21 protein-coding genes, 1 tRNA gene and 1 pseudogene are annotated in these 21,229 nt (G+C 64.9%); 16 read left to right on the top strand and 7 right to left on the bottom strand.

What is annotated here, in order from left to right; translation table 11 throughout:
* Positions 1-298: pseudogene (locus CF68_RS07155) on the bottom strand (formylglycine-generating enzyme family protein); the annotation flags it as partial.
* Positions 299-592: 294 nt separating this feature from the next.
* Here CF68_RS07155 and CF68_RS07150 point away from each other — a divergent pair.
* The 10 genes from CF68_RS07150 (at position 593) to CF68_RS07105 (ending at position 13,506) form a co-directional block, all read left to right on the top strand.
* A complete protein-coding gene (locus CF68_RS07150) occupies positions 593-1,018 on the top strand; it encodes a DUF4399 domain-containing protein (protein WP_011615783.1) in 426 nt (141 codons plus the stop codon).
* 59 nt (positions 1,019-1,077) lie between these two features.
* Positions 1,078-1,506 carry a DUF4399 domain-containing protein gene (locus tag CF68_RS07145; protein ID WP_035817018.1) on the top strand — a complete coding sequence of 143 codons (429 nt, stop codon included), beginning with the start codon at positions 1,078-1,080 and terminating at the stop codon, positions 1,504-1,506.
* A 316-nt stretch (positions 1,507-1,822) separates the two neighbouring features.
* Positions 1,823-2,092 (top strand): hypothetical protein, encoded by a 270-nt coding sequence (locus tag CF68_RS07140; protein ID WP_035817017.1) that lies wholly within the window; start codon positions 1,823-1,825, stop codon positions 2,090-2,092.
* Between the two features lie 46 nt (positions 2,093-2,138).
* Positions 2,139-2,408, top strand: coding sequence for a hypothetical protein (locus tag CF68_RS07135; protein ID WP_035817015.1), 270 nt, complete (start codon positions 2,139-2,141; stop codon positions 2,406-2,408).
* A 184-nt stretch (positions 2,409-2,592) separates the two neighbouring features.
* Positions 2,593-4,056, top strand: coding sequence for an efflux transporter outer membrane subunit (locus CF68_RS07130; RefSeq protein ID WP_051591439.1), 1,464 nt, complete (start codon positions 2,593-2,595; stop codon positions 4,054-4,056).
* A gap of 227 nt (positions 4,057-4,283) precedes the next feature.
* On the top strand, positions 4,284-6,893 hold the full coding sequence (locus tag CF68_RS07125) for an FHA domain-containing protein (RefSeq protein WP_035817013.1): 2,610 nt from the start codon (positions 4,284-4,286) through the stop codon (positions 6,891-6,893).
* Entirely contained in the window at positions 6,890-8,272 is a 1,383-nt protein-coding gene (locus CF68_RS07120; protein WP_035817012.1) for an HlyD family efflux transporter periplasmic adaptor subunit, read from the top strand. Before CF68_RS07125 ends, CF68_RS07120 begins: the two co-directional genes overlap by 4 nt.
* 77 nt (positions 8,273-8,349) lie before the next feature.
* A complete protein-coding gene (locus CF68_RS07115) occupies positions 8,350-9,102 on the top strand; it encodes a peptidylprolyl isomerase (RefSeq protein WP_035817011.1) in 753 nt (250 codons plus the stop codon).
* Positions 9,083-12,193, top strand: coding sequence for a peptidase domain-containing ABC transporter (locus CF68_RS07110; protein ID WP_051591438.1), 3,111 nt, complete (start codon positions 9,083-9,085; stop codon positions 12,191-12,193). Before CF68_RS07115 ends, CF68_RS07110 begins: the two co-directional genes overlap by 20 nt.
* Complete coding sequence (locus CF68_RS07105) at positions 12,190-13,506, top strand: sigma-54-dependent Fis family transcriptional regulator (RefSeq protein WP_035817010.1); 1,317 nt, start codon at positions 12,190-12,192, stop codon at positions 13,504-13,506. The genes CF68_RS07110 and CF68_RS07105 overlap by 4 nt, the downstream gene beginning before the upstream one ends.
* A 28-nt stretch (positions 13,507-13,534) precedes the next feature.
* Here CF68_RS07105 and CF68_RS07100 read toward each other — a convergent pair whose 3' ends face one another.
* Positions 13,535-14,311, bottom strand: coding sequence for a PP2C family serine/threonine-protein phosphatase (locus CF68_RS07100; protein ID WP_035817009.1), 777 nt, complete (start codon positions 14,309-14,311; stop codon positions 13,535-13,537).
* A gap of 74 nt (positions 14,312-14,385) precedes the next feature.
* Entirely contained in the window at positions 14,386-14,679 is a 294-nt protein-coding gene (locus CF68_RS07095) for a hypothetical protein (RefSeq protein WP_011615772.1), read from the bottom strand.
* Positions 14,680-15,143: 464 nt separating this feature from the next.
* Here CF68_RS07095 and CF68_RS07090 point away from each other — a divergent pair, with 464 nt between their 5' ends.
* From CF68_RS07090 to CF68_RS07065, 6 genes are all read left to right on the top strand, one after another.
* Entirely contained in the window at positions 15,144-15,635 is a 492-nt protein-coding gene (locus CF68_RS07090) for a lecithin retinol acyltransferase family protein (protein ID WP_035817006.1), read from the top strand.
* Between the two features lie 328 nt (positions 15,636-15,963).
* Positions 15,964-16,038, top strand: a tRNA-Arg gene (locus CF68_RS07085).
* 303 nt (positions 16,039-16,341) lie between these two features.
* Positions 16,342-16,530 carry a hypothetical protein gene (locus CF68_RS39140; RefSeq protein WP_200872533.1) on the top strand — a complete coding sequence of 63 codons (189 nt, stop codon included), beginning with the start codon at positions 16,342-16,344 and terminating at the stop codon, positions 16,528-16,530.
* A 101-nt stretch (positions 16,531-16,631) separates the two neighbouring features.
* Entirely contained in the window at positions 16,632-16,934 is a 303-nt protein-coding gene (locus tag CF68_RS07075) for a hypothetical protein (protein ID WP_035817005.1), read from the top strand.
* Between the two features lies 1 nt (position 16,935).
* Positions 16,936-17,196, top strand: coding sequence for a hypothetical protein (locus CF68_RS07070; protein ID WP_035817004.1), 261 nt, complete (start codon positions 16,936-16,938; stop codon positions 17,194-17,196).
* The gene (locus CF68_RS07065) at positions 17,193-17,501 is read left to right on the top strand and encodes a hypothetical protein (RefSeq protein WP_035817003.1); all 309 of its coding nucleotides are present in this window, start codon (positions 17,193-17,195) and stop codon (positions 17,499-17,501) included. Before CF68_RS07070 ends, CF68_RS07065 begins: the two co-directional genes overlap by 4 nt.
* Before the next feature lie 269 nt (positions 17,502-17,770).
* Here CF68_RS07065 and CF68_RS07060 read toward each other — a convergent pair whose 3' ends face one another.
* The 4 genes from CF68_RS07060 to CF68_RS07045 are packed head-to-tail and all read right to left on the bottom strand — an operon-like array spanning position 17,771 to position 21,159.
* Positions 17,771-18,166, bottom strand: a complete 396-nt coding sequence (locus tag CF68_RS07060) for a GtrA family protein (protein WP_255351086.1) — start codon at positions 18,164-18,166, stop codon at positions 17,771-17,773.
* Complete coding sequence (locus CF68_RS07055) at positions 18,163-19,128, bottom strand: WxcM-like domain-containing protein (RefSeq protein ID WP_035817002.1); 966 nt, start codon at positions 19,126-19,128, stop codon at positions 18,163-18,165. The genes CF68_RS07060 and CF68_RS07055 overlap by 4 nt, the downstream gene beginning before the upstream one ends.
* Positions 19,118-20,065: a glycosyltransferase family 2 protein gene (locus CF68_RS07050; RefSeq protein ID WP_035817001.1), complete on the bottom strand. Its 948-nt coding sequence runs from the start codon at positions 20,063-20,065 to the stop codon at positions 19,118-19,120. The genes CF68_RS07055 and CF68_RS07050 overlap by 11 nt, the downstream gene beginning before the upstream one ends.
* Complete coding sequence (locus tag CF68_RS07045; RefSeq protein WP_035816999.1) at positions 20,062-21,159, bottom strand: DegT/DnrJ/EryC1/StrS aminotransferase family protein; 1,098 nt, start codon at positions 21,157-21,159, stop codon at positions 20,062-20,064. Before CF68_RS07045 ends, CF68_RS07050 begins: the two co-directional genes overlap by 4 nt.
* Positions 21,160-21,229 lie beyond the last annotated feature (70 nt).

Genomic DNA, 21,229 nt, shown 5'->3' with positions numbered 1-21,229 from the left:
GCGCCTGCGCCTTGGGAGCGGAGGCGGACGCCGCCAGCCGCTCCAGGCGCGCCCTGGCCAGCACCGCGAAGCGCCCGTTGGGGTACTGCTTCAGGTAGGCCTCGTAGTCGCCGGCGTAATTGCTGTTCTTGATCGATTCCCAGAAGCTCAGCTCGTACTGCTCGTCGGTGTTCTTGGGCATGATGCCGGCGAGCAGCAGCGGTTCCGTGGCCGCCTGCGCAGGCAGCGGCGCGCCGGCGAGCATCGCGGCCATGGCGGCCATGGAGGCCGCGCATACGACTGGTAGATTGCGCCACATCTTCACACCTCGCTGGAGCCGCGGCGATCCCGCTGCATGCCGGTAGCTGCCGGCACCTGCGTCGGGGGCGCATTGTGGTGTTGCCGAGACGTCGACCGGCTTGCTTCAAGATAGCACAGCGCTTGTGTCTCCGGCGGGGCATTGGCATGCGGCCGCGACGCGCCGGGTTCGCTTTTTCCGGGCTAGCGACCTAACCTGAATGACGAATCGCCGAGCGCTGACCAACAAGCAACAAGAATGGGCTTTCGGGACAACGTGATCGGGTTTCGGACTGTCCTCCGGGAGGCGCCGCGTATGTCCAGACGATTCCTGTTCCGCCTGCTGGCGGTTGCCGCCCTGGCCGCGGCCCCGTCGCTGTCGCTGTCGACGGCCGCCCCGCCCAATGCCGAGGCCTACATCATCTGGCCGCACGATGGCACGGTCATCAGCGGCGGCAAGTTCTGGGTGCGCATGGGCCTGCGCAATATGGGCGTGTGCCCCAAGGGCGTCGAGTCGCCGCGCTGCGGGCACCACCACCTGCTGGTCGACACCGAGTTGCCGCCGCTGGACAAGGAAATCCCTTCGGACAAGAACCACCTGCACTTCGGCGCGGGCGAGACCGACGCGCGCATTGAGTTGCCGCCCGGCAAGCACACGCTGCAGTTGCTGATGGGCGATGCCAAGCACGTGCCGTTCGAGCCGCCGATCTATTCGAAGAAGATCACGATCACGGTGAAATAGCGGTGCAGCGCGCGCCGCGGATGCCGAACCAGGCCGATCAGCAAACAGGGGAGAGCACCATGTCCAGACTATTTGCCGCGGCTGTCTTTGCCGCCAGCCTGCTGCTTTCAGCGGTGGTGCAGGGTGGCTCGACGCCAGCGCCGCCCAACGCCTACCTGTATATCGGCTGGCCCAACGACGGGCAGACCATGCCCGCGGGCAAGCCATTCAAGGTGTGGTTCGGGCTGCGCAATATGGGGGTGGCGCCGAAGGACGTGAAGTATCCCAATACCGGGCACCATCACCTGCTTGTCGATGTGGACCTGCCGCCGATGGACAAGGAAATCCCCAATGACCGCAATCACCTGCATTTTGGGGCGGGGGAGACCGAGACCATGATCGAGCTGCCGCCTGGCAAGCACACGCTGCAGCTGCTGATGGGAGATGACAAGCACATTCCCACCAACCCGCCGGTCTATTCGAAGAAGATCACGATCTATGTGAAGTGACCCGGACCTTGCGGTAACGGCGGCGCGTGTGCGCCGCCTTTTTTTGCGCCGGCGCCGAAAGTGTCGCGCGCCATCCAACATCGACGCGCAATCTGTTGGCTGCGCCCCGCCAGTGCGCCCTGGCGCCAACTCGCCGCGCATCCGCGGCCGGCCCCCGGCTGCGGCGAAAAACCCCGTGTTTACAGGCACTTCCGTGATCCGCGCGGGCATGGCGCCGGGGCTGGCACGCTCCCTGCGTTTGTCCCTCCTGAGCGCGACACCAACCCGATGCTCGACCAACCACCAAGGCAACACCTTCCTCTACCCGGAGACCATCATGACCACGCTGACCATCACCGACCTGACCACCATCGACACCCTCGACCGCAAGCGCATGCACGCCGTGCGCGGCGGCCTGGCCTACCTGCCCTTCGCCGCCGTGTATGCGCCGATCAAGCTCGCGTTCGACAGCAGCATCACCGCCAAGCAGGAAATCGCGCAATTGCAGTCCGTCACCAATATGAACGGCAACGGATCGGCCTTCCTGGACCACGTCAAGTCCGACGTGCACACCAACCAGAACGCCACCAACAACATCTACCGCTGAGCCCTGCGCGCCAGCCAGCTGCTTCTTGCCGATACCGGAGACCATCATGACTACGCTGACCATCAAAGACCTGTCCGCCACCGAAACCCTCGACCGCAAGCGCATGCACGCCGTGCGCGGCGGCCTGTCGTACCTGCCCTTCGCCGCCGTGTACGCGCCGATCAAGCTCGCATTCGACAGCAGCATCACCGCCAAGCAGGAAATCGCGCAGTTGCAGTCCGTCACCAATATGAACGGCAATGGCTCGGCCTTCCTCGACCATGTCCGTTCGCATGTGGATACCAACCAGAACGCCAGCAACAACATCTATCGTTGAGAAGGTTGTTGAGATGGTGCTGCGCCGCGGGGGGGGCCCCGCGGCGCTTTTGTTGACCCCTTGCATATCGGGGTTGGAGCGCGCGCCAGCGCGCACCACAATACAGACAGACTTCGCGGCCCCGGCATGCCTTGGGCTATCCCAGGCGTATCCCGCCCGCCGCCGTCGCACGCAGGAACCCATCGTGCCCGAATCCATCACTGCCTCGCCCGGGGTTGCGTCAACCGCCGCGCCGCACCGTACCGCCTGGCTGACCGCGCTGGCGGCCTGCACGGCGTTGCTGGCTGGCTGCGCCGATTTCCGGCCGCCGGTGTACCAGCGCCCCGAGACTCCGGCCAAGGCCGAATGGACGCGCCAGGAATCGATCACGGTATCGCCGGCCGAAACGGTACAGCCCAACTGGTGGCTGGGCTTCAAGGATCCTTACCTGAACAAGCTGATCGACCAGGCGCTTTCCGGCAACTACGACATCAAGGTGCTGGCGGCGCGCATCCGCGTGGCCAACGCGCAGATCGGCGAGGCCCGTGCCGGCGGGCTGCCGGTGATCGATATCGGCGCCGGTGCGAGCTTCGAGAAGAGCACCGGGCAGAAGTCCACCTGGACGTATAACGCCGGCGCCCAGCTGAACTGGGACATCGACATCTGGGGCAAGGTCGAGAAGGGCGTGCAGGCGCAGACCGCCGAGTTCCGCGCCACCGAGGCCGACTGGCGCGCCGGCTACCTGACCCTGGTGTCCAATGTATCGACCACTTACTTCCAGATCCTGCAGTTCGACGAGCAGATCGAGCAGCAGGCGCGCACCGTGGCCAAGAACGGCCAGATCCTGTCGACCTACCAGGCCATGTACCAGAACGGCCTGGTGCCCAAGATCCGCGTGATGCAGCAGCAGGCGGAAATCAACCGCCTGAACAAGGACCTGCTGGAGCTGCGCCGTTCGCGCGATGTGGCTGAAAACGCGCTGGCCACGCTGGTCGGCGTGCCGGCGGGCAATCTCAAGGTGCCGGCGGGGCGGCTGCAGGACCGCGTGCAGCCGCCCGCGGTGCCGGCCGGGCTGCCGTCGCAACTGCTGGCGCGCCGCCCGGACGTGGTGGCGGCGGAGTACCGCGTGCTGGCCGCGTACAACATCGTCGGCCAGGCCCGCCTGGCGCAACTGCCCACCATCAGCCTGACCGCGCGCGGCGGCACCGCCAGCTTTGCGCTGAGCGACCTGCTCAAGTCCTTCACCTTCGGCTTCATGCCCAGCATCAACCTGCCGATGCTCGACCCGAGCGTGCGCGCGCGCGTGAAGACCACCGAGGCACAGGTGGGCGTGGCGGAAAACGAATATGGCCGCACCGTGATGACCGCGTTCGAAGAGGTGGAGAGCGCACTGGTCAATGTCGACGCGCACAAGAAGCAGCGCATCGAGCTGCAGCAGCAGGTTGAGCAGCTGCGCGTCGTGTCCGCGCAGATCGAGGCGCAACTGAAAGAGGGCGTGGTCTCGCAGCTGGAAGTGTTTGAGACCGAGCGCTCGCTGCTGGCCGCGCAACTGCAGTTGTTGGCGGTCCACCAACAGATCCTGGCCGACACCGTCACCCTGTACAAGGCGCTTGGCGGTGGCTGGCCCGATACCGATGTGCGCAACGCGGCCTCGAATCCAGTGCAATAAGTGCTGCCAGAGGTTCCGTGGCGGTGTTCATGTGATGCCGGCGTAAGCAACGCGTTGCGCAACGCATCCGTAGCCCTGGCCGCTTGCCCCGCTGCATGTGCCGCTCCCGTGCCAACCGCGCGTTCCCGCGGTCGATTGACTAGCCTTAGCCGTCGCCTACTATGTTCATAGTCGCTTCACCCCCTGGCCTGCCACCGCGGCAGCCGCGCTGTTGGCTTGCTGGAAACATGGCTCCTGACGAAGCACTGATCATGGAAATGCCGGTGAAAATGGCCCAGGGATTCACGCGGGAATTCTCTCAGGATCTGGCGCAGGAATTCGATGTATTCCTGACGCCCGTGTCGCGCCCGGAGCTGGGCGAGATCCGCATCGACGAAGACCTGTTCGCCGTCGGACGCAGCGAACTGCCGTTCGCCGCCTACCCGGAAGACCTGGCCGCGCCGCTGTCGCGCCGGCATGCGCGCATCTTCGCCGAGCATGGCGCGGTCTATGTGGCGGATCTCGGCAGCAAGAACGGCACGCGCGTGAACGGCACGGCGGTGGCGCGCCAGCCGGCGCAGCTCAGCGATGGCGACGAGGTGGCCTTCGGGCCGGCGCTGTCGTTCCGGGTCCGGCTGTCGCCGCGCGCGGCGCAGCCCGAGCCGCCGCGGGTGGCGGTGACGCTGGTGCCCGAACGTGGCGATGTCGGGCTGCAGCCGCTGCACGTGGATGGTTTCCCGTACCTGATCAGCAAGGCCGACGACGCCTTCGCGCGCTACCGCGACAGCTATCCGCAGCAGGTCAACTACCTGTCGCGGCGCCACGCGCACGTGTACCTCAAGGGTGGCGTGCCGTTCGTCGAGGACCTGGGCAGCACCAACGGCACCTTCGTCAACGGCAAGCGCCTGGCCGACCACGGCGTGCCGCTGGACGACGGTGACCTGATCGCCTTTGGCGGCAACCACTTTGTCTACAAGGCGCAGGTCCAGCGCACCGGCGACGGCGATGCCACCGCGACGCATTCGATGCTGCAGCCTGTCGTAGCGCCGGACACGCCGCCCGCATCCCAGGCTTCGCCCGCGCGCGACGAGGATGACCGCACCACCTTTGTCGGTGCGGCCGATTCCTTCCTCGACATCTTCTGCGTCGACTACGCCGCGCAGCAGGACGACGAGGTCAATGCAGAGGCCGAGGCACAGGCCGCGGCGGCCACGGCCGCGCACGACGGCGCGCAGGCAAGCCGCAAGCGCGGACGTGCCGCGCTGCTGCTGGCCGAAGGTGCCAGGCAGTTCGGCCTGGACGATTCCGTACGCACGCGGCGCGCGGCGCGATGGGGCGGCGCGCTGCTGTCGCTCGCGATACTGGCGGGCGCGGCCATGTACTGGCGCGGTGCGCCGGAGCGCGAAGTGCAGGCGCTGTTTGCCGCCGGCGATCACGCGCGCGCGGCGCAGGCCGCCGACGACTACCTGGCGCGCCATCCCGGCGATGCCCAGGTGCAGGCCATCGGCACCGAGGCACTGATGCGTGCTGACGTGCCCGATTTCGCCGCCAGGCTGAAGGCCGGAGATTTCAGCGGCGCCGATGCCGTGCTGGCCCGGATGCGCAAGCTCAGCGCGCACAATGCCGATGCGCGGCCGCTGGTGGCGGAGCTCGACTGGATCGGCCGGCTCGAACGCTTCACCGCGCAGCGCGGCGCCGACGCGCCGATCCGCCTCTACACCGACGAGGCGCCGATCCGGCAACTGCTGGCGTACTGGAACCAGGACACCACCGCGCACCAGCGCGCGCTCGGGCGCATCGCGGCCGATGTGCCGGCGTTCCGCGATCTCTATGCCGATGCGCTCAGCGACGTGCGCCGCCTGCAGAACGACGCCTCGGTCTACCTGGCGGCGATCGACCGGCTGAACGCCACCATTGCTGCCGAACTCGGCCGCGACCGCCCGGAGGCGTTGCAGCCGGTCATCGCCGAGTACCGCGAGAAGTATCCGCGCCTGGCCGGGCTGGACCGCGTGCAGTCAGACCTGGACCGCTACACCGCGCTGATGCAGGCACTGCGCGCGCGCCGGCCCGGGCCGCTGGTGGCGCGCCTTGCCGACAGCCGCTTCGCCACGCCGCCGTTCCAGGCGCAGTTCAACCAACTGGCCGCGCGCCTGCCGCCGCCGGAGATGGTGCGCCAGTATGCCGGTGCGGCCAGGGCGTGGCAGCAGGGCGACAGCGCCGCTGCGCTCGCGGGGATCAAGCAGATCAGCGGCGGCACCTGGGCCGACGACCTGGCGCGCGACCTGTCGCACAAGCAGAAGGTGGCGGCGCAGTACGCCGAGCTGCAGTCCGCGCGCGGCAGCAAGGGCTATGAGGACCGGCTGCTGGGCTTCTACGCCATGCTCGATGCCGACGAAGACGGCCACTTCGCCAAGGCGGTCGAGGCCGACGTCAACGGCGTGCGCGACAGTGCCCTGCGGCGCGCGCGGGAGCTGATGGGCAGCGCCGTCGCCGCATGGAAGCAATACCGCAGCAATGGCGTGATCGGCAGCGAGCAGCGGCTCGAGCCCGGCATCTCGCCCAAGTTCCGCGCGCAGGCCCGGTTGCTGTCGCAGGCGCAGGATGACGCGCGCCAGGGCATGCGCATCTTCACGCAACTGCGCGCCGGCGAGAGCGCCGACCTGGCGCAGCTCGCCAAGATCGAGGAAGAGATCCGCGCCGAGGCCGACCAGCAGCGGCACGCAATGCGCGAGCTGCGCACCGTGCTCGATCCCGCCGTGCTCAAGGCCAAGCTGGAACTGATCGGCGGTGAAGACACCGGCAAGGCGCCGGAACCTGCCGCGGCTGCCGCGGCGCCACCGCAAGCGGGGCAGCCATGAAGGACGATGCGCGCCAGGGCGGCCTCAAGCCACTCTCCGAGGCGCTGGAAGACCACAGCGCCGAGGGCATCGGCCTGCTGAGCGCCGAGCCGTCGCGCCTGGGACTGCTGACCATCGTCACGACTTTCGCGCTGGTGTTGTGCGGGCTGGTGTGGTCCTTCGTCGGCCATGCCGATGTCATTGTCACGGCGCAGGGCACGCTGGCGCCGGAATCCGAGGTGCGCCGCTTCTATGCCCCGGTGGACGGCGAGCTGGCCGACCTCTACGTGGCCGAAGGGCAACCCGTGTCCAAGGACGACGTGCTGGCGCGCCTGAATGCGCGCGGCGCGATCGAGGCCGCGGCCAATGCGCTGGAAGCGCAGCTCAAGCTGGAAGACTCCGAGCGCGAATGGAAGCAGTTCCCCGACAAGAAGGCGCTGATGGAACGCCGCGCGGCGGCGCTCAAGCAGCAGATCGACGTGGCCACGCGCCAGCACGAGACCCGTATCGCCGAAGGCACCACGCGGCTTGCCGAACAGCAGCGCGCGCAGTTGCAGGAAGCGCGCAGCAACCTCGAGAACGCCCGGCGCGCGCGTGAATTCGCGCGCCAGGAGCAGGACCGCTACGCGCGCCTGCTGGCGTTGCCGGGTGGCGGTGGCGTTTCGCAGTCGCAGGTGGATGCCAAGCGCGCCGCGGCGCAGGACGCGGAGAACAACCTGCGTGTGGCGCAGTCGCGGCTGACGGAGCTGGACGCACGCCTGGGCCGCGAGCTTACCCAGGCCAGTTCCCAGCTCGAAAGCAGCGGCCAGGACCTGGCCGGGCTGCGCGTGCAGTACGACGCGGCGCTGCGCGAGATCGCCAACACCGAGGACAAGCTGCGCCTGCAGGTGCAGACCGCCCGCCTGGTGGCGGATGCGGCAGCGCGCATCCGCTTCGAGAATATCGACAAGGACAACTTCCTGCTGATCCTGGCGCCGGTGTCGGGTGTGATCACCGATGTCACCTCCACCCAGCGCGGCGACAAGGTGCAGGCCAACACGCCGCTGGGCGGCATTGCCCCCAAGGATGCGCGCCCGGTGGTGAAAATCGTCATCGCCGAGCGTGACCGCGCCTTCCTGCGCGAGGGCCTGCCGGTCAAGCTCAAGTTCAGTGCCTTCCCGTACCAGCGCTACGGGATCATCGAGGGCACGCTGGAATTCATCTCGCCCGCGACCAAGCCGGGCGGGCCTGACAAGCAACCGGTCTACGAGGGCCGCGTGCGTCTGGCGCGCGACTACTACGCCGTGGCCGACAACAAATATCCGTTGCGTTATGGCATGACCGCCACGGCGGAGATCGTGGTGCGCGAACGCCGCCTGATCGACCTGGGGCTTGACCCCTTCCGCGAAGTGGCCGGCTGACGCAGCGGGGAAAGACTGGCGCAGAACATCTGGACAGCCTGGCGCGCAACCGCGCGGGCGTCAAAGGAGCCGAGAAAATGACTGGCATTGTGCGTATCGACGACGAGGTGCTTGGCTTCGAGGAGTTCGTGCGCTTGCTCAAGCTGACCGGACAGTTCGAAGGGCTGGTCGAGCAGATGGTGCGCGACAAGCTGACCGTGCACGCGGCAAAGCGGCAGGGCGTGGTGGTCACGCCGGAGGAGATCCAGGAACGCGCGGACCAGTTCCGCCGCGTGCAGGGCCTGCATCGCGCCGCCGACATGAATCACTACCTGGATGCGCTGAACATCAGCCTGGACGAATTCGAGGCCTTTGTCACCGACAGCCTGTACCAGGAGCGGATGATGGAGCAGGTCTGCAGCGAGGCCGCGGTGCAGGCGTACTTTGCGCTCAATTCGCCGCGCTTCGACAGCATCGAGGTCAGCCATATCGTGGTCGACAGCGAGGGCAAGGCCAAGGAGCTGATCTCGTACCTGCAGGACGATCCTGACGCCTTTGCCGAGATGGCGCGCGAGCATTCCATCGCTGACACGCGCGAGCGCGGGGGTGAGATCGGCAAGGTGCTGCGCGGCTCGCTCAAGACCGATATCGAGGCCAAGGTGTTCAATGCCGAGCCGGGCGACCTGCTGGGACCGTTCCCGGCGGCTGACCGTTCCTTCTTCGAAGTCTTTCTGGTGCGCGACAAGCACCCGGCCACGCTCGACAGCGAGGTGGCGGTGGAAGTGCGCCGCCTGCTGCGCGAAGACTGGCTGATGGCCAGGGCGCAGGAACATGTCATCGAAGCCCGCTAGCGCGAGCGGCGAGCCCGCCGCTCCGGCTGCCCCGGACCAGCCGGAGGCAGGATCGGCGCTGGCCGCCTTCCTCGCCTCCGTCGAGATCCTGTCGGTGCTGACGCCGCAGGAGCTGGCACGCCTGGCGGAAGCTGCGCAGGTGCTGACCTTCGGCTTTGGCGACACCGTCTGCAATGCCGGCGAAGCCGCGCCGGGCCTGTTTATCGTCAAGTCCGGCTCGGTGCGCGTGTTCAACGAGGAGCACGGCAAGGAAATCAGCATGGGCGTGCGCAAGGCCGGCGAGGTCTTTGCCGATATCGCACTGCTGCGCGACTACCGGCATGAGTCGTCGGTGCGCGCCTCGGGCAAGACCGAGCTGCTGATGATCCCGCGCAGCGTGGGCGAGCCCGTGGTGGCCGGCAACCCGGCGGCGCTTGCGTTTATCACTAGCTATGTCGCGATCAGTTCGGCCGGCGGCTTTGTCGCGCGGTTGTTCGACCTGCGCGGCAAGCTCGACAAGCAGGAGCTGGAAGACGCCGTGCGCAGCGTCGGCGTCAAGCGCGTGGCGGCCGGCAAGGAGATCCTGAAGCAGGACGGGCGCGAAGACCGGCGCCTGTACGTGGTGCGCCAGGGCACCGTGCGCATCGTGCGCAGCGAAGAGGGCAGCGAGTACCCGCTGGCGACGCTGGGGCAGGGCGACATCTTCGGCGAGCGTGCCTGCGTGATGCGGCAGGAGCAGCTGGCCTCGGCCATCGCCGAGACCGACGTGCGCCTGCTGGTGATTCCCGAGAAGACGGTGCAGCTGATCCTGGAGCGCAACCCGCGCCTGCGCGAGGTGTTGGAAGAGCGCATCCGCGTGCTGGACCGTGAGCTGCATCGGCAGAAGAAGCTGGCCGAACGGCGCAAGCGCCCGGTGCTGCTCGACCTGCATTCCAAGCCCGAGCTCGGCGAAAAACTGATCCGCCGCTTCGCGCTGGTCGAGCAGGCCGAGGAGATGGATTGCGGCGCGGCCTGCCTGGCGATGATCTGCCGGCACTACGGCATCCCGATGACGCTGGGCAAGCTGCGCGAACTGGCCAATGTAACCACCCAGGGCGCCACGCTGGACAGCCTGGCGCGCGCCGGCGAAGCGCTTGGCTTCACCACGCGCGGGGTGCAGTGCACGCGGGATTCGCTGATGGGCTTCGAGCTGCCCTTTATCGTGCACTGGGAGGGCTACCACTACGTGGTGGTGTACGGGATCTCGTCACGCTGGGTGTGGGTGGCTGACCCGGCCATCGGCTTCCGCAAGATGAGCGCCGAGGAGTTCGAGCGCGGCTGGAGCGGCACCTGCCTGCTGTTCACGCCGGGCGAGAGCATGACCCAGCTGTCGGTGTCGCGCTCGCCGTGGCTGCGCTTTATCGGCTACCTGGCGCCGTACAAGAGGATCCTGGCCCACCTGTTCCTGGCCACCTTCGTGATCCAGATGCTGGGGGTGGTGCCGCCGCTGATCATCCAGAACATCCTGGACGGCGTGGTGGTGCACCAGAACGTGGGGCTGCTGAACCTGCTGATCGCGGGGCTGATCATCTCCAACGTGTTCTCGCAGCTGATGTCGACGATTCGCGCCTACCTGGCGAACTTCATGGTGCGCAACATGGATTTCGCCATGATGTCGCACTTCTTCAAGCACACGCTGTCGCTGCCGCTGTCGTTCTTTGCCAAGCGCAAGACCGGGGACATCTTCGCTCGCTTCCAGGAAAACCAGACCATTCGCGCTTTCCTGACCGAGTCGACCGTGACCACGGCGCTGAACCTGTTGATGGTGTTTATCTACTTCACCATCATGTTTCTCTACAACGTCAAGCTGACGCTGCTGCTGATCGCCTTCGTGATCCCGATCGCCGCGCTGACGGTGGTGGTGACGCCCAAGGTCAAGACCTATGCGCGCGAGGTGTTTTCGGCATCGACCGATGCCAAGGCCTACCTGATGGAAACCCTGGGCGGCGCCGAGACCGTCAAGGGCATGGGCATCGAGCGCCCGGTGCGGCTGCGCTGGGAGCGCAAGTACGCCAAGGCGCTGGACGCGCAATACCGGGCGCAGGCCTTCCATATCCTGGTGGGGCTGGTGAGCCAGCTGCTCAACGCCGCCACCACCATCGCGGTGCTGTGGGTGGGCGCGACGCTGGTGCTGGAGCGCGAGCTCACCATCGGCCAGCTGATCGCCTTCAATGCCTTCATGGGCAGCGTGCTGGCGCCGCTGATGGGGCTGGTGGCGTTGTGGGGCCAGCTCAACGATGCCGGCGTGGCGATGGAGCGGCTGGGCGACGTGCTCGACCTGGAGCCCGAGCAGAAGCCGCAGGACGTGCTGTCGCGCGTGATGCTGCCCGACCTGCAGGGCGAGATCGTGATGAAGGACCTGTACTTCCGCTACGGCGGCGAAGATACGCCCTATGTGCTGGAGAACATCAGCTTTGCCATCCGCCCCGGCGAGATGGTGGCCATCGTCGGGCGCAGCGGCTCCGGCAAGACCACGCTGGCCAAGCTGCTGGTGGGCTTCTACAAGCCTACCGAGGGCTCGATGACGGTGGACGGCTACGACCTGAACGTGATCGACGCGGCGTTTTACCGCGCGCAGGTGGGCTACGTGATGCAGTCCAACCTGCTGTTCTCGGGCACCATCGCCGAGAACATCGCCTGCGGCGACGACAGCCCTGACCGGCGCCGCATCGAGGAGGTGGCGCGCATGGCCGATGCCCACGCCTTTATCAGCAAGCTGCCGCTGGGCTACGAGCAGGTGGTGGGCGAGCGCGGCATCGGGCTTTCCGGCGGGCAGATCCAGCGCCTGTGTATTGCCCGCGCGCTGTACCACGACCCGCGCCTGCTGGTGTTCGACGAGGCCACCTCGGCGCTCGACACGCAGTCAGAGAGCAACATCCTGGCCAATATGCAGGAGATCCTGCGCGGGCGCACCGCGGTCATCATCGCGCACCGGCTCAGCACCATCATGCAGGCCGACAAGATCCTGGTGCTGTATGAAGGCGCCATCGTCGAGCAGGGCAGGCATGAGGAGCTGATCGAGCGCAAGGGCATGTATTTCCAACTGGTGCAGAAGCAACTGAGTGCAGCATGAAGCTATACAACCAGGGTGCCACCCCCGCCTCGGCCACCTCGCCGGTGTCGTTCGCCGGCCTGATCGAGAAGATCGAGATCCTGCGCTCCACGCTGCGCTGGTCGTCGCGGCTTGACCGTCCCGAGATCGAGAAGCTGCTCAAGCAGGCCACCACGCTGCGCGACGAGGTGATGGGGCTGTCGCACAAGGAGCGCTTCGTGCAGGCCGCATCGGCCGAGGCCGCGCCGCCGCAGGAAGAAGTCGAGCGCATGCCGCGCGAGCGCCGGCAGGCGCTGGTGGAGCGCAGCTTTATTTTCGAAGGGACCTTCGGCGACAACCCCAAGTTGCTGGAAGCGCTGGAGATTGCCGAGAAGGCGGCGCCGACCGACCTGCCGGTGCTGATCGATGGCGAGAGCGGCACCGGCAAGGAGCTGATGGCCAAGGTGATCCATGCCAACGGCTCACGCACCGACAAGCCGTTTATCTCGGTCAACTGCGGCGCGATCCCGGACAGCCTGCTCGAATCCGAGCTGTTCGGCCACAAGAAGGGCGCCTTCACCGGCGCCAGCAACGACCGCCGCGGCAAGTTCGAGAGCGCGCATACCGGCACCATCTTCCTGGACGAGATCGGCGAGCTGCCGCTGACCGGGCAGGTCAAGCTGCTGCGCGTGCTGGAGGCGCACGAGATCCAGCGCGTGGGCTCGGACGAGGCGATCTCGGTCGATACGCGCATCGTCGCGGCCACCAACAAGGACCTGCGCCGCATGAGCCAGGCCGGCACCTTCCGCGAGGACCTGTTCTACCGCCTGAGCGTGATCCACGTCAGCCTGCCTTCGCTGCGCGAGCGGCGCGACGAGATCCCGCTGCTGGTGTCGTACTTCAGTGACGAGGCCGCCGGCATGCTCAAGCGCCGGCCGCTCAAGCTGACGCCGCGGCTGCGCGACTTCATGCTGCACTACGACTACCCGGGCAATATCCGCGAGCTGCGCAACCTGCTGTACCGGCTGAGCTGCCTGGCCGGCGATACCGCCGACCTGGCCCACCTGCCACAGGACATCCGGCCCAGGCCGGCCGCGCTGGCGGTGGTCGGCGCGGGCACGGCAGCCGCGGACATCACCATGGCGACGTCGCTGAGCGAAGCCAAGCGCGCCGCCAGTGACGAGGCCGAGCGGGCCTTCCTCGAACGGGGCTTGCAGGAAGTCGGCGGCACCGTCGCCGAACTGGCGCGGCGCTTCGACATGAACCGCTCGCACCTGCAGATGCTGCTGAAGAAGCACGGCATCCACTCGAAGGATTTTCGCGCCAACCGGCAGGCCGAAGGCGGCAAGGGGTAGGGGGGCGAGGCTGCCGGCGGTCGGGCCTTCAGGCGTCCAGCTCCGGATTAACCAGCGTCTTGTCAGAGCCGTAGGGGTCCGCCGCACGCAGCACCACCACCGACACGTTGTCGCGGCCGCCGGCATCGAGCGCCATCTGCACCAGCGTCAGCGCGGCTTGCGCAACGTCCTGCTGCGCAAGCACCGCCGCGATGTCGTCATCGTCCACCTCGTTGCTCAGGCCATCGCTGCACAGCAGGTAGACGTCGCCATCGGCGACCTCGGTCAGCAGCTGCTCCGGCGCCAGCGTCGGGGCCGCGCCGACGGCGCGCGTGATGGTGTTCTGGGCGGGATGGTGGCGCGCTTCTTCCGCGGTGATCAGCCCGCGCGCCAGCAGGCGCTCGACCTGGTTGTGGTCGCGCGTGAGGCGAGCGAACTGGCCGCCGCGCAGCCGGTACAGGCGGCTGTCGCCGGCCCACACGCAGGCGCAACGGCGATCGCCCGCCAGGAACACCACCACCGTGCTGCCGATGCAGCGCACACCCAGGCGCGCCGCTTCATCGACCAGCGCCAGGTTCACGCCCTGCAGCGCCGCGCGCGTGGCGTCGACCCGGTCTTCCAGCCGGGGCTGCGGCGGCAGCGTGGCCAGCGCCTGGACCACCGCCTGGCTGGCGAAGTCCCCCACGGCATGGCCGCCCATGCCGTCGGCCACTGCCCACAGGTCCTGGCCGGGCAGGTCCAGGCAAGCGTCCTCGTTGCGTTCGCGCACGCGCCCGACGTCCGTGCATGCGGCCGAGGTCCACTGGAAGTGCGAGTCGAAACCCAATCTTGTCTCCGGTCCGCGTCAAGCCCCGGACCAGCCGGGGCACTGCCACGGCGGCGCTGGCGCTCAGATCAGCATCAGATCAGCCGGCCGTCGTTCCTCGCGCCCTGGTCGCCCTGGACATTGATATTGGCGTTTGGCGCGTTGTTGCGGATGTCGATGTTCTGGAACTGGTTGTTCATCTGATCAGCATAGAAGCTGTAGTTGATCTCGTAAAAGTTGATCACCGTCCCGAGCGGCAGCGGAGACGAGGGCACGAACGGGCGGATCCACCCGAACACCCACTGCCCGCCGGCGCCGCGCACGCGGGCCATGGCGGCGGGAGCAAGTTCGCGGCAGCTGGCGAGGTCGTTGATTGCAAGGGTGGCCATGTTCGGTCTCCGGTGGATGTGGCGTGGCGCCGGGGGCGGTACCGGTATTGAGCAAGGCGCGTGCCATCGCATGAGTGCGGCAGGAGGGTGACTGGAAACCCAAGGCTGGCGCGGGCTGCAGGGCGGGGTGGGGACAACGGGGCCCACCCCGGCAGGCCAGCCACGTTGGCCTGGACCCGACACCCGGCCAGCCAGTGTCGGGATGCGCCCACCACAGCGTACGCATCGCGCGATCCTGCCGCTTAGCCCGCCCAGGCCTCGCGGCGCGCGGCGAATGGTGGCTGGCAGCCAACAGAGTTGCCGCCACGCGGTTGGCTGCCATCCGACACTCCATCCCCTCCAAAACCCCCGGATTCGCGCCAAACCGTTGTCCTGCCGTGCCTCCCTGGTATTGGCATGGTTGATGCGGTTGGTCTGGCATGAAGCAGCAATGCCTGCAGCAACCAGACAGACCGAGGCCAGCCATGAACATCCAGGAACAACAAGAACGCGCTACCGGCAGCGACGATCGTTTCGCCGACCCGCTGCCGCTCGGCGCCCACCTGGTCACGGAACGCCACGGCTACGCCCATCATGGGATCTATGCCGGCGCCGGGCGCGTCATCCACTACGCCGGTTTCGCCCGCTCCCTGCAAGCCGCGCCGGTAGAAGAAACTACCCTCGAAGCCTTCGCCGCCGGTTTCGGCATCGCCGTCAGGCCGGAACCCTGCGCGCGCTTCGCCGGCCCCCAGGCCGTCGAACGCGCCCGTTCCCGCGTGGGCGAAAACGCCTACCACTTGCTGACCAACAACTGTGAGCATTTCTGCTCCTGGTGCCTGTCCGGCGAAAGCCGCAGCGAGCAAGTGGAAACATGCATGCGCCGCCCGCGCGCCGCGCTGCACATCGGCTGGCTGCTGCTGGGCGCGCTGCTGCAAGCCCAACTGGGCGGCCTGAACCTGGGCCTGAGCCTCGCCTGAACCGCGCGGCACATCACCGAATCGAGGAGCCTGCCATGTCCGGACTGATCGACTGGGAACTGCGCTGCAACCTGCGCGGACAAGCTTGCCACCGCAGTTGCGCCACTGCCGCCGTCAACTGCGCCCGCGGCCACCATCGGCCAGGGCGCCGCGCCCTGCGCCATGCCGGCCGGCCGACGCGCCTGCCGTCGTCCGGCCGCCTTGCCGGGCGAGGCCGGCGGGACGGGTCCGCCACCGCCGGCGAGCCGGGCAGGTGCGGATTTTGATATACTTCGGGCCGTCTCCAGGATCACCGCGCCTGCGGTTCCCGATCCTGACAGTCCTGTCCCTCGCCGTAGTTCAATGGATAGAACGAGCGCCTCCTAAGCGCTAGATACAGGTTCGATTCCTGTCGGCGGGACCACAGAATAGTTCAAGGCAGTTCGCCAAAGTTCTCTCATCCCAAGTAAATCAAGGCTTCGCGCCGAATCGACGTTCGCCAAAGTTCGTCATGGCCCGTTGTTGAGAATGTCTACGCAGCCCACGATCCTGACGCACCGGCGCAAATTTGACGTCGTCCAGTCCCTGGATGCTCCGACGGGAGCCCCCTTATCAGTTACTACGTAGCGGTGCTGGCCGCGCGCTGTTCCAAGGCTACGACAAGCACCCGCGCATCCCCGTGCTGACCAGGTGGGGCTGGAGTAACGCTGCTGGGCGGTACCAGGTCATGGCCGCCATCCCGGGAAAGATCAGAACGGACACCTGGGACTGGGCCAGCCGCGCGTGCGGCGTCACCGACTTCAGTCCTGCCGCTCAGGACAAGGTGGCCGTCTACCTGATCACCCGCCGCGGCGCGCTTGCCGACATCCAGGCCGGTCGGCTGTCCGAGGCGATCACGAAGTGCAGGAAGGAATAGGCGAGCCTGCCAGGCGCGGGGTACGGGCAGCGGGAACATAAATTCGAAGCCCTGAGGGCACAGTACCTGCTGCACGGTGGGGTTGATAACGGGGTCTGACAATGAACGAAGAAGTCGTGGTGGTGGCGAAAATTGGTGGCGCAGCTGCGCTGGGCTCGGCGATCGCATTGCGGTTCATTCCAGGGAATTGGTGGCAGCGCGGGCTTTCCTTTCTGGGGAGCCTGGGTATCGGCTGCCTTGTCGGCGGCTTTGCGGTGGAACGGTTCGGCCTGGTACCGGGCAGCTACACCCACATGCTGGCTGTGGCCGCCTCTGCTGTGTTCGGTCTGGCGATCGTCAACAACGGGATGCAGCAGATTCCCGAGTGGATGGACGCTATCCGTCGCCGCGTCACGGGGAGCTGAGATGCAGAGCATCAACCTGGCGGCAAACGCCATCATCTTCGCCAGCTCGATCTGGGCCGTGCTTACGCACAAGGTGCCGAATCGCACGGGCGGCGCGCTGATCCTGTTGCTGGTCAATTTCGCTGCATTCGGGAACATGGTCTCGCCGTGGGCGTGCCACAGCGACCCCGAGGTGGCACTGAACGCTGCTGTCGCCCTGGGCGTGCTGTGGGGGGTGTGGCGGCTGGAGCTGCGGCACCTAGTGAAGCGGGGTGTGGCGTGATTTCGATTCCTATCAATATCCCGTGGCGCGCGATCGGCACCGCCGCTCTAGCCACGGCGATCTTCGCAGCCGGCTGGACTGTCAATGGCGGGCGCAAGGACGCTCAGATCGATCGAATGAAGACGGCCAACGCTCAGTCCGATCTGGTCAGCGCCAACAAGGCGATCGAGGACATCGGCAAAGCCAGCGACGCCATCCGCGCCAAGGCTGACGAGTTTAACGTCACCCAGACCACCCTCGGCGCTAAGGTCGATGCCGCCGTGAAGGAATTTCGAAATGCGAAGCAGCCTCTGCCACTGACTTGACTGCCGCCCTGACGATTTCAGGGCGGACGCGCCGGCCGCCGCTGATTATGACGCCTGGCAGGAATGGATGATGCGGGACGCATTGGGCGCGCTGGGGAAGTGCGCGGCTAAGCATAGGAAAACGGTTGAGGCGTGGCCGCGTTAGCTACATCCGTTCCAAGATATTGAGGGACAGACTCGATTGGCGGACGCTTTCAAACGAATCTACAACAGTCGTGTCACTGCTTTCCCGCATAGACTCGCGCTCAGGTGTGGATGAGCCCGCGACATTAGCCGCGCGGCGTTCCTTTCAGAATCAGCTTGCTCATGACATAAGTCAACGGCACCATCGCCGCCGTAACCATAAGCGGTGCAAACGATACGTTGACTCCAGCGAATTCGACTAATCCATGCAGCAGCAAGGCCGAAGCGCAGTACTGAAAAACGTAGACCATTGGATACGAAAGAAACTTTACCCAGGAAAAGGCCACTTTGAAGACCAGGTGCGAGTTAAACCAATACGAAAAAACAACGCCGATCACATAGGCGGCAAGATATGCAGTCTGATATCCAACCACGAGCTTGAAGGCGAGGTACAGCGCGTAGGTCACGAAAGTGTTTATCCCACCTCCGAGAAGGAATCGCCCCCACCGCTGTACGCTGCTTCCGGAAAAAATTGTAGTCAAAGCCCGTTTTTTTGTTTAGTTATTTCGACAAATTCCGCGTAATTGCGAATATAGTCATCGGCATCATATTCGTCCGACGCAAACACCAAAAGCATTGCATCGCTCGAATACTTATACTGGATGCCCCAGGTCAGTGGTGGCAGATACAGGCCCGTCTCTGGTGATTCGAGTGCGATCTCGCACCGGACCTTGCCATCATCAACGACCACTGAACATTTTCCTCTAACGCAAATCAGGAACTGATGACATTTGTGATGAGCGTGCTCGCCCCGGGTTTCTTCGCTCGGTACATTGAATACCAGGAAATAACGCTTGGGGTCGAACGGGATGTCTCGAGGAAACTCCCCAACGGAGAGATCACCTCTCATATCATGGACGCGCTTTAGACGATGAAGTGTCACACCGCTTACGCCGACATGTGCTCGAGCGTCTAGCAGCTGCTCAGGCGCCCTCACAGACGTACTTTTGACCGCGCCACCGGGCGAGGCCGCGTTTTCAACGTACCCGACAATACGGGCCGGATTGCCCGTGACGATTGCATAGGGAGGCACAGATCGCGTGACCACCGCCCCGGCGCCGATCATCGCGCCTTGACCAATCACAATTCCCGGCAGCAGCACGGCAGCGGCGCCGATCGAGGCGCCATCTTCCACGACAGTCTGGAGGAAAGCTTCTGGGTAAGCCTTCGACCGCGGAAATTTGTCGTTGCTAAACGTAACATTGGGGCCCACAAATACATCATTGCCCAGACGGATACCGTCCCATACGTAAACCCCACACTTGATGGTCACGCGGTCTCCGATAACAACATCGTTTTCGACAAAGCATTGCGCATTAATGTTGACGTCACTGCCGATGCGCGCGCGCGGGAGGACCGTTACGGATTGCCAAATAGTCGTGCCTGCCCCGATGTCATTCGATTGCACATCGGCAGAACCATGAACTGTGAAATTACTCGGCATAGGACTGAATTGAATTTTTCTGTCGAACGGAAATAACCGCCAATGGTCGCTTCTTGCTGTTTTCGTAAGCGCGCCACGCATACGTTCCCACCAGCCCAAGCCCGAATAAATTGAGAGTTCCGAAGAACATGATCACTATCATGACGGTCGCATAACCGGGAACATCGATGCTATTCGACAGGCGACCGACCAGCACGATTCCGCCAAGAATACTGGACAGCAAGAAGCCTGCGATGCCAATCTTGGTCAGCAATCGGATAGGGTAATCGGTGAACGCGAAGATACTGTCCATCATGTAGTCCACCTTTTTTCGGAAAGTCCATGCGGTCTTCCCTTCCTGGCGGACTCGTCGCCCGTAGCTTACGAGCTTGCGGCGAAAACCTAGCCAGAAAATCAGCGCAATCAGCGACGATCTCGACTCCTCGAGTTGAAGCAACTGGTCGCGGAACACCCGATTGCAGCCAAAAACGTCGACGCCGCCTGCTGGCATTTCAGGAATCACCAGCCGCCGGTATAACCACCAGAACATGCCGGATGCCATACGGGAGAAGTAAGGGTCGCTTCGACTTGCTCGTGTGCCAATGGCGACATCGCACTCATCGCCATCTAGTGACCGGAAAAACTCGACAAGCAGTTCCGGCGGCTCCTGCAAATCTGCCGCCATGACGCCAAAAAAATCTCCCCTGGCAGCAGCCAACCCCGTCCGGATCGCCGGAAAGGAACCGAAATTTCGTGAATGCGCCAACAATTGTGCCGGCACATCCATGGCCCTGAGCGCTGCGCGCAATAGCGCAAACGACTGGTCTGGGCTACCGTCGACAACGAATACGACTTCCAACTCGCCGTCCAGTTGGCGATTCATATCCGTCAACGTTTGCAACAGACGGGGAATAGACGATTCGTTCTTGTAAACAGGGATGATGACCGAGAATTTCATGGTCGCCACCTATTGACTGCGGAGATGACGCTATCGACCTCTGCGTCGGTCATTTCGGGATAACAGGGCAAGGTCAGAATTTCACCTGCCAAGCGCTCGGTGTTTGCGAGTCGAATGTTTGCAAAACGCTCTCCGAAAACCGGTTGCCGATAGTCAGGGATGGGATAGTGCACGTCGGAGCCGATCTCCAAATCATGCAAATGCGTGCGCAGGGCATCCCGATGCGCGCTGCGCACGACGTAGAGGTGCGCCACGTACGCCTCTCCCACCGCCTGCGGTGTCAGAACTTTGTCGTGAGCAATTCTCGCGGTATAGCGTGCAGCAATTTCACGCCTGCGAGCATTCGCAGCATCAAGATACGGCAGGAAAGTCGAGAGGACAGCCGCTTGCAGTTCATCGAGACGGCTGTTGCGCGATCCGGCCACTTCGACTTGATATTTCGACGACCAGCCATATTGACGAAGTCGGGCGACTCGCTCGGCTGTCTCCGCATGCTTCGTCACAACTGCGCCGCCGTCGCCAATTGCACCAAGGTTCTTGGTGGGATAGAAGCTGAAAGTGGCTGCATCCCCAAACCCGCCCACGCATGTCCCGTCGATACGGGCACCGTGAGCTTGGGCACAATCCTCAATGAGCAGTACCCCCCGGTCGGCACAAAGCTGTGCAATTGCAGCAATGTCAGGTACGGCCCGACCGTAAAGATGCGTAACCACAACCGCTTTGATTCCGGCAAGAATGGCTCGCTCGACTTCCTGGAACGTGACACCATGCGAATCAGTATCGACGTCAAGGAAGAAAGGCTCGGCTCCAACAATCTCGATGGCCGTTGCCGTATACATCCCCGCATTGGCCGCAGTCGCGACGCGGTCACCACGCGTAACGCCAAGTGCTTTCAGCGCCAATTCAATAGCATCCGTGCCATTGGCCACGCCCAGGCAGTGGTCAACGCCGACATACTCGGCAAATTCGCGTTCGAATTGCCTCGATGCCGGGCCCAGGACAAACCACCCGCTGGAAAGTACCCTATTGATCGCCTCGGCTAGCTGTGGGTTCCGGGAAATTCGCGCCGAAAGGCTGTTTATCTGTATCAACATTGCTCTCCGCAAACAATGGCTGGACGCCAGGTTAACTTCCCGATTCGGTTGGGGCTGATCACTTCCGGGG

Source organism: Cupriavidus sp. SK-4, from assembly GCF_000611125.1.
GTDB lineage: Bacteria > Pseudomonadota > Gammaproteobacteria > Burkholderiales > Burkholderiaceae > Cupriavidus > Cupriavidus necator.
The sequence above is the reverse complement of the archived record's forward strand: the minus strand, read 5'-3'. Positions and strand labels throughout refer to the sequence as shown.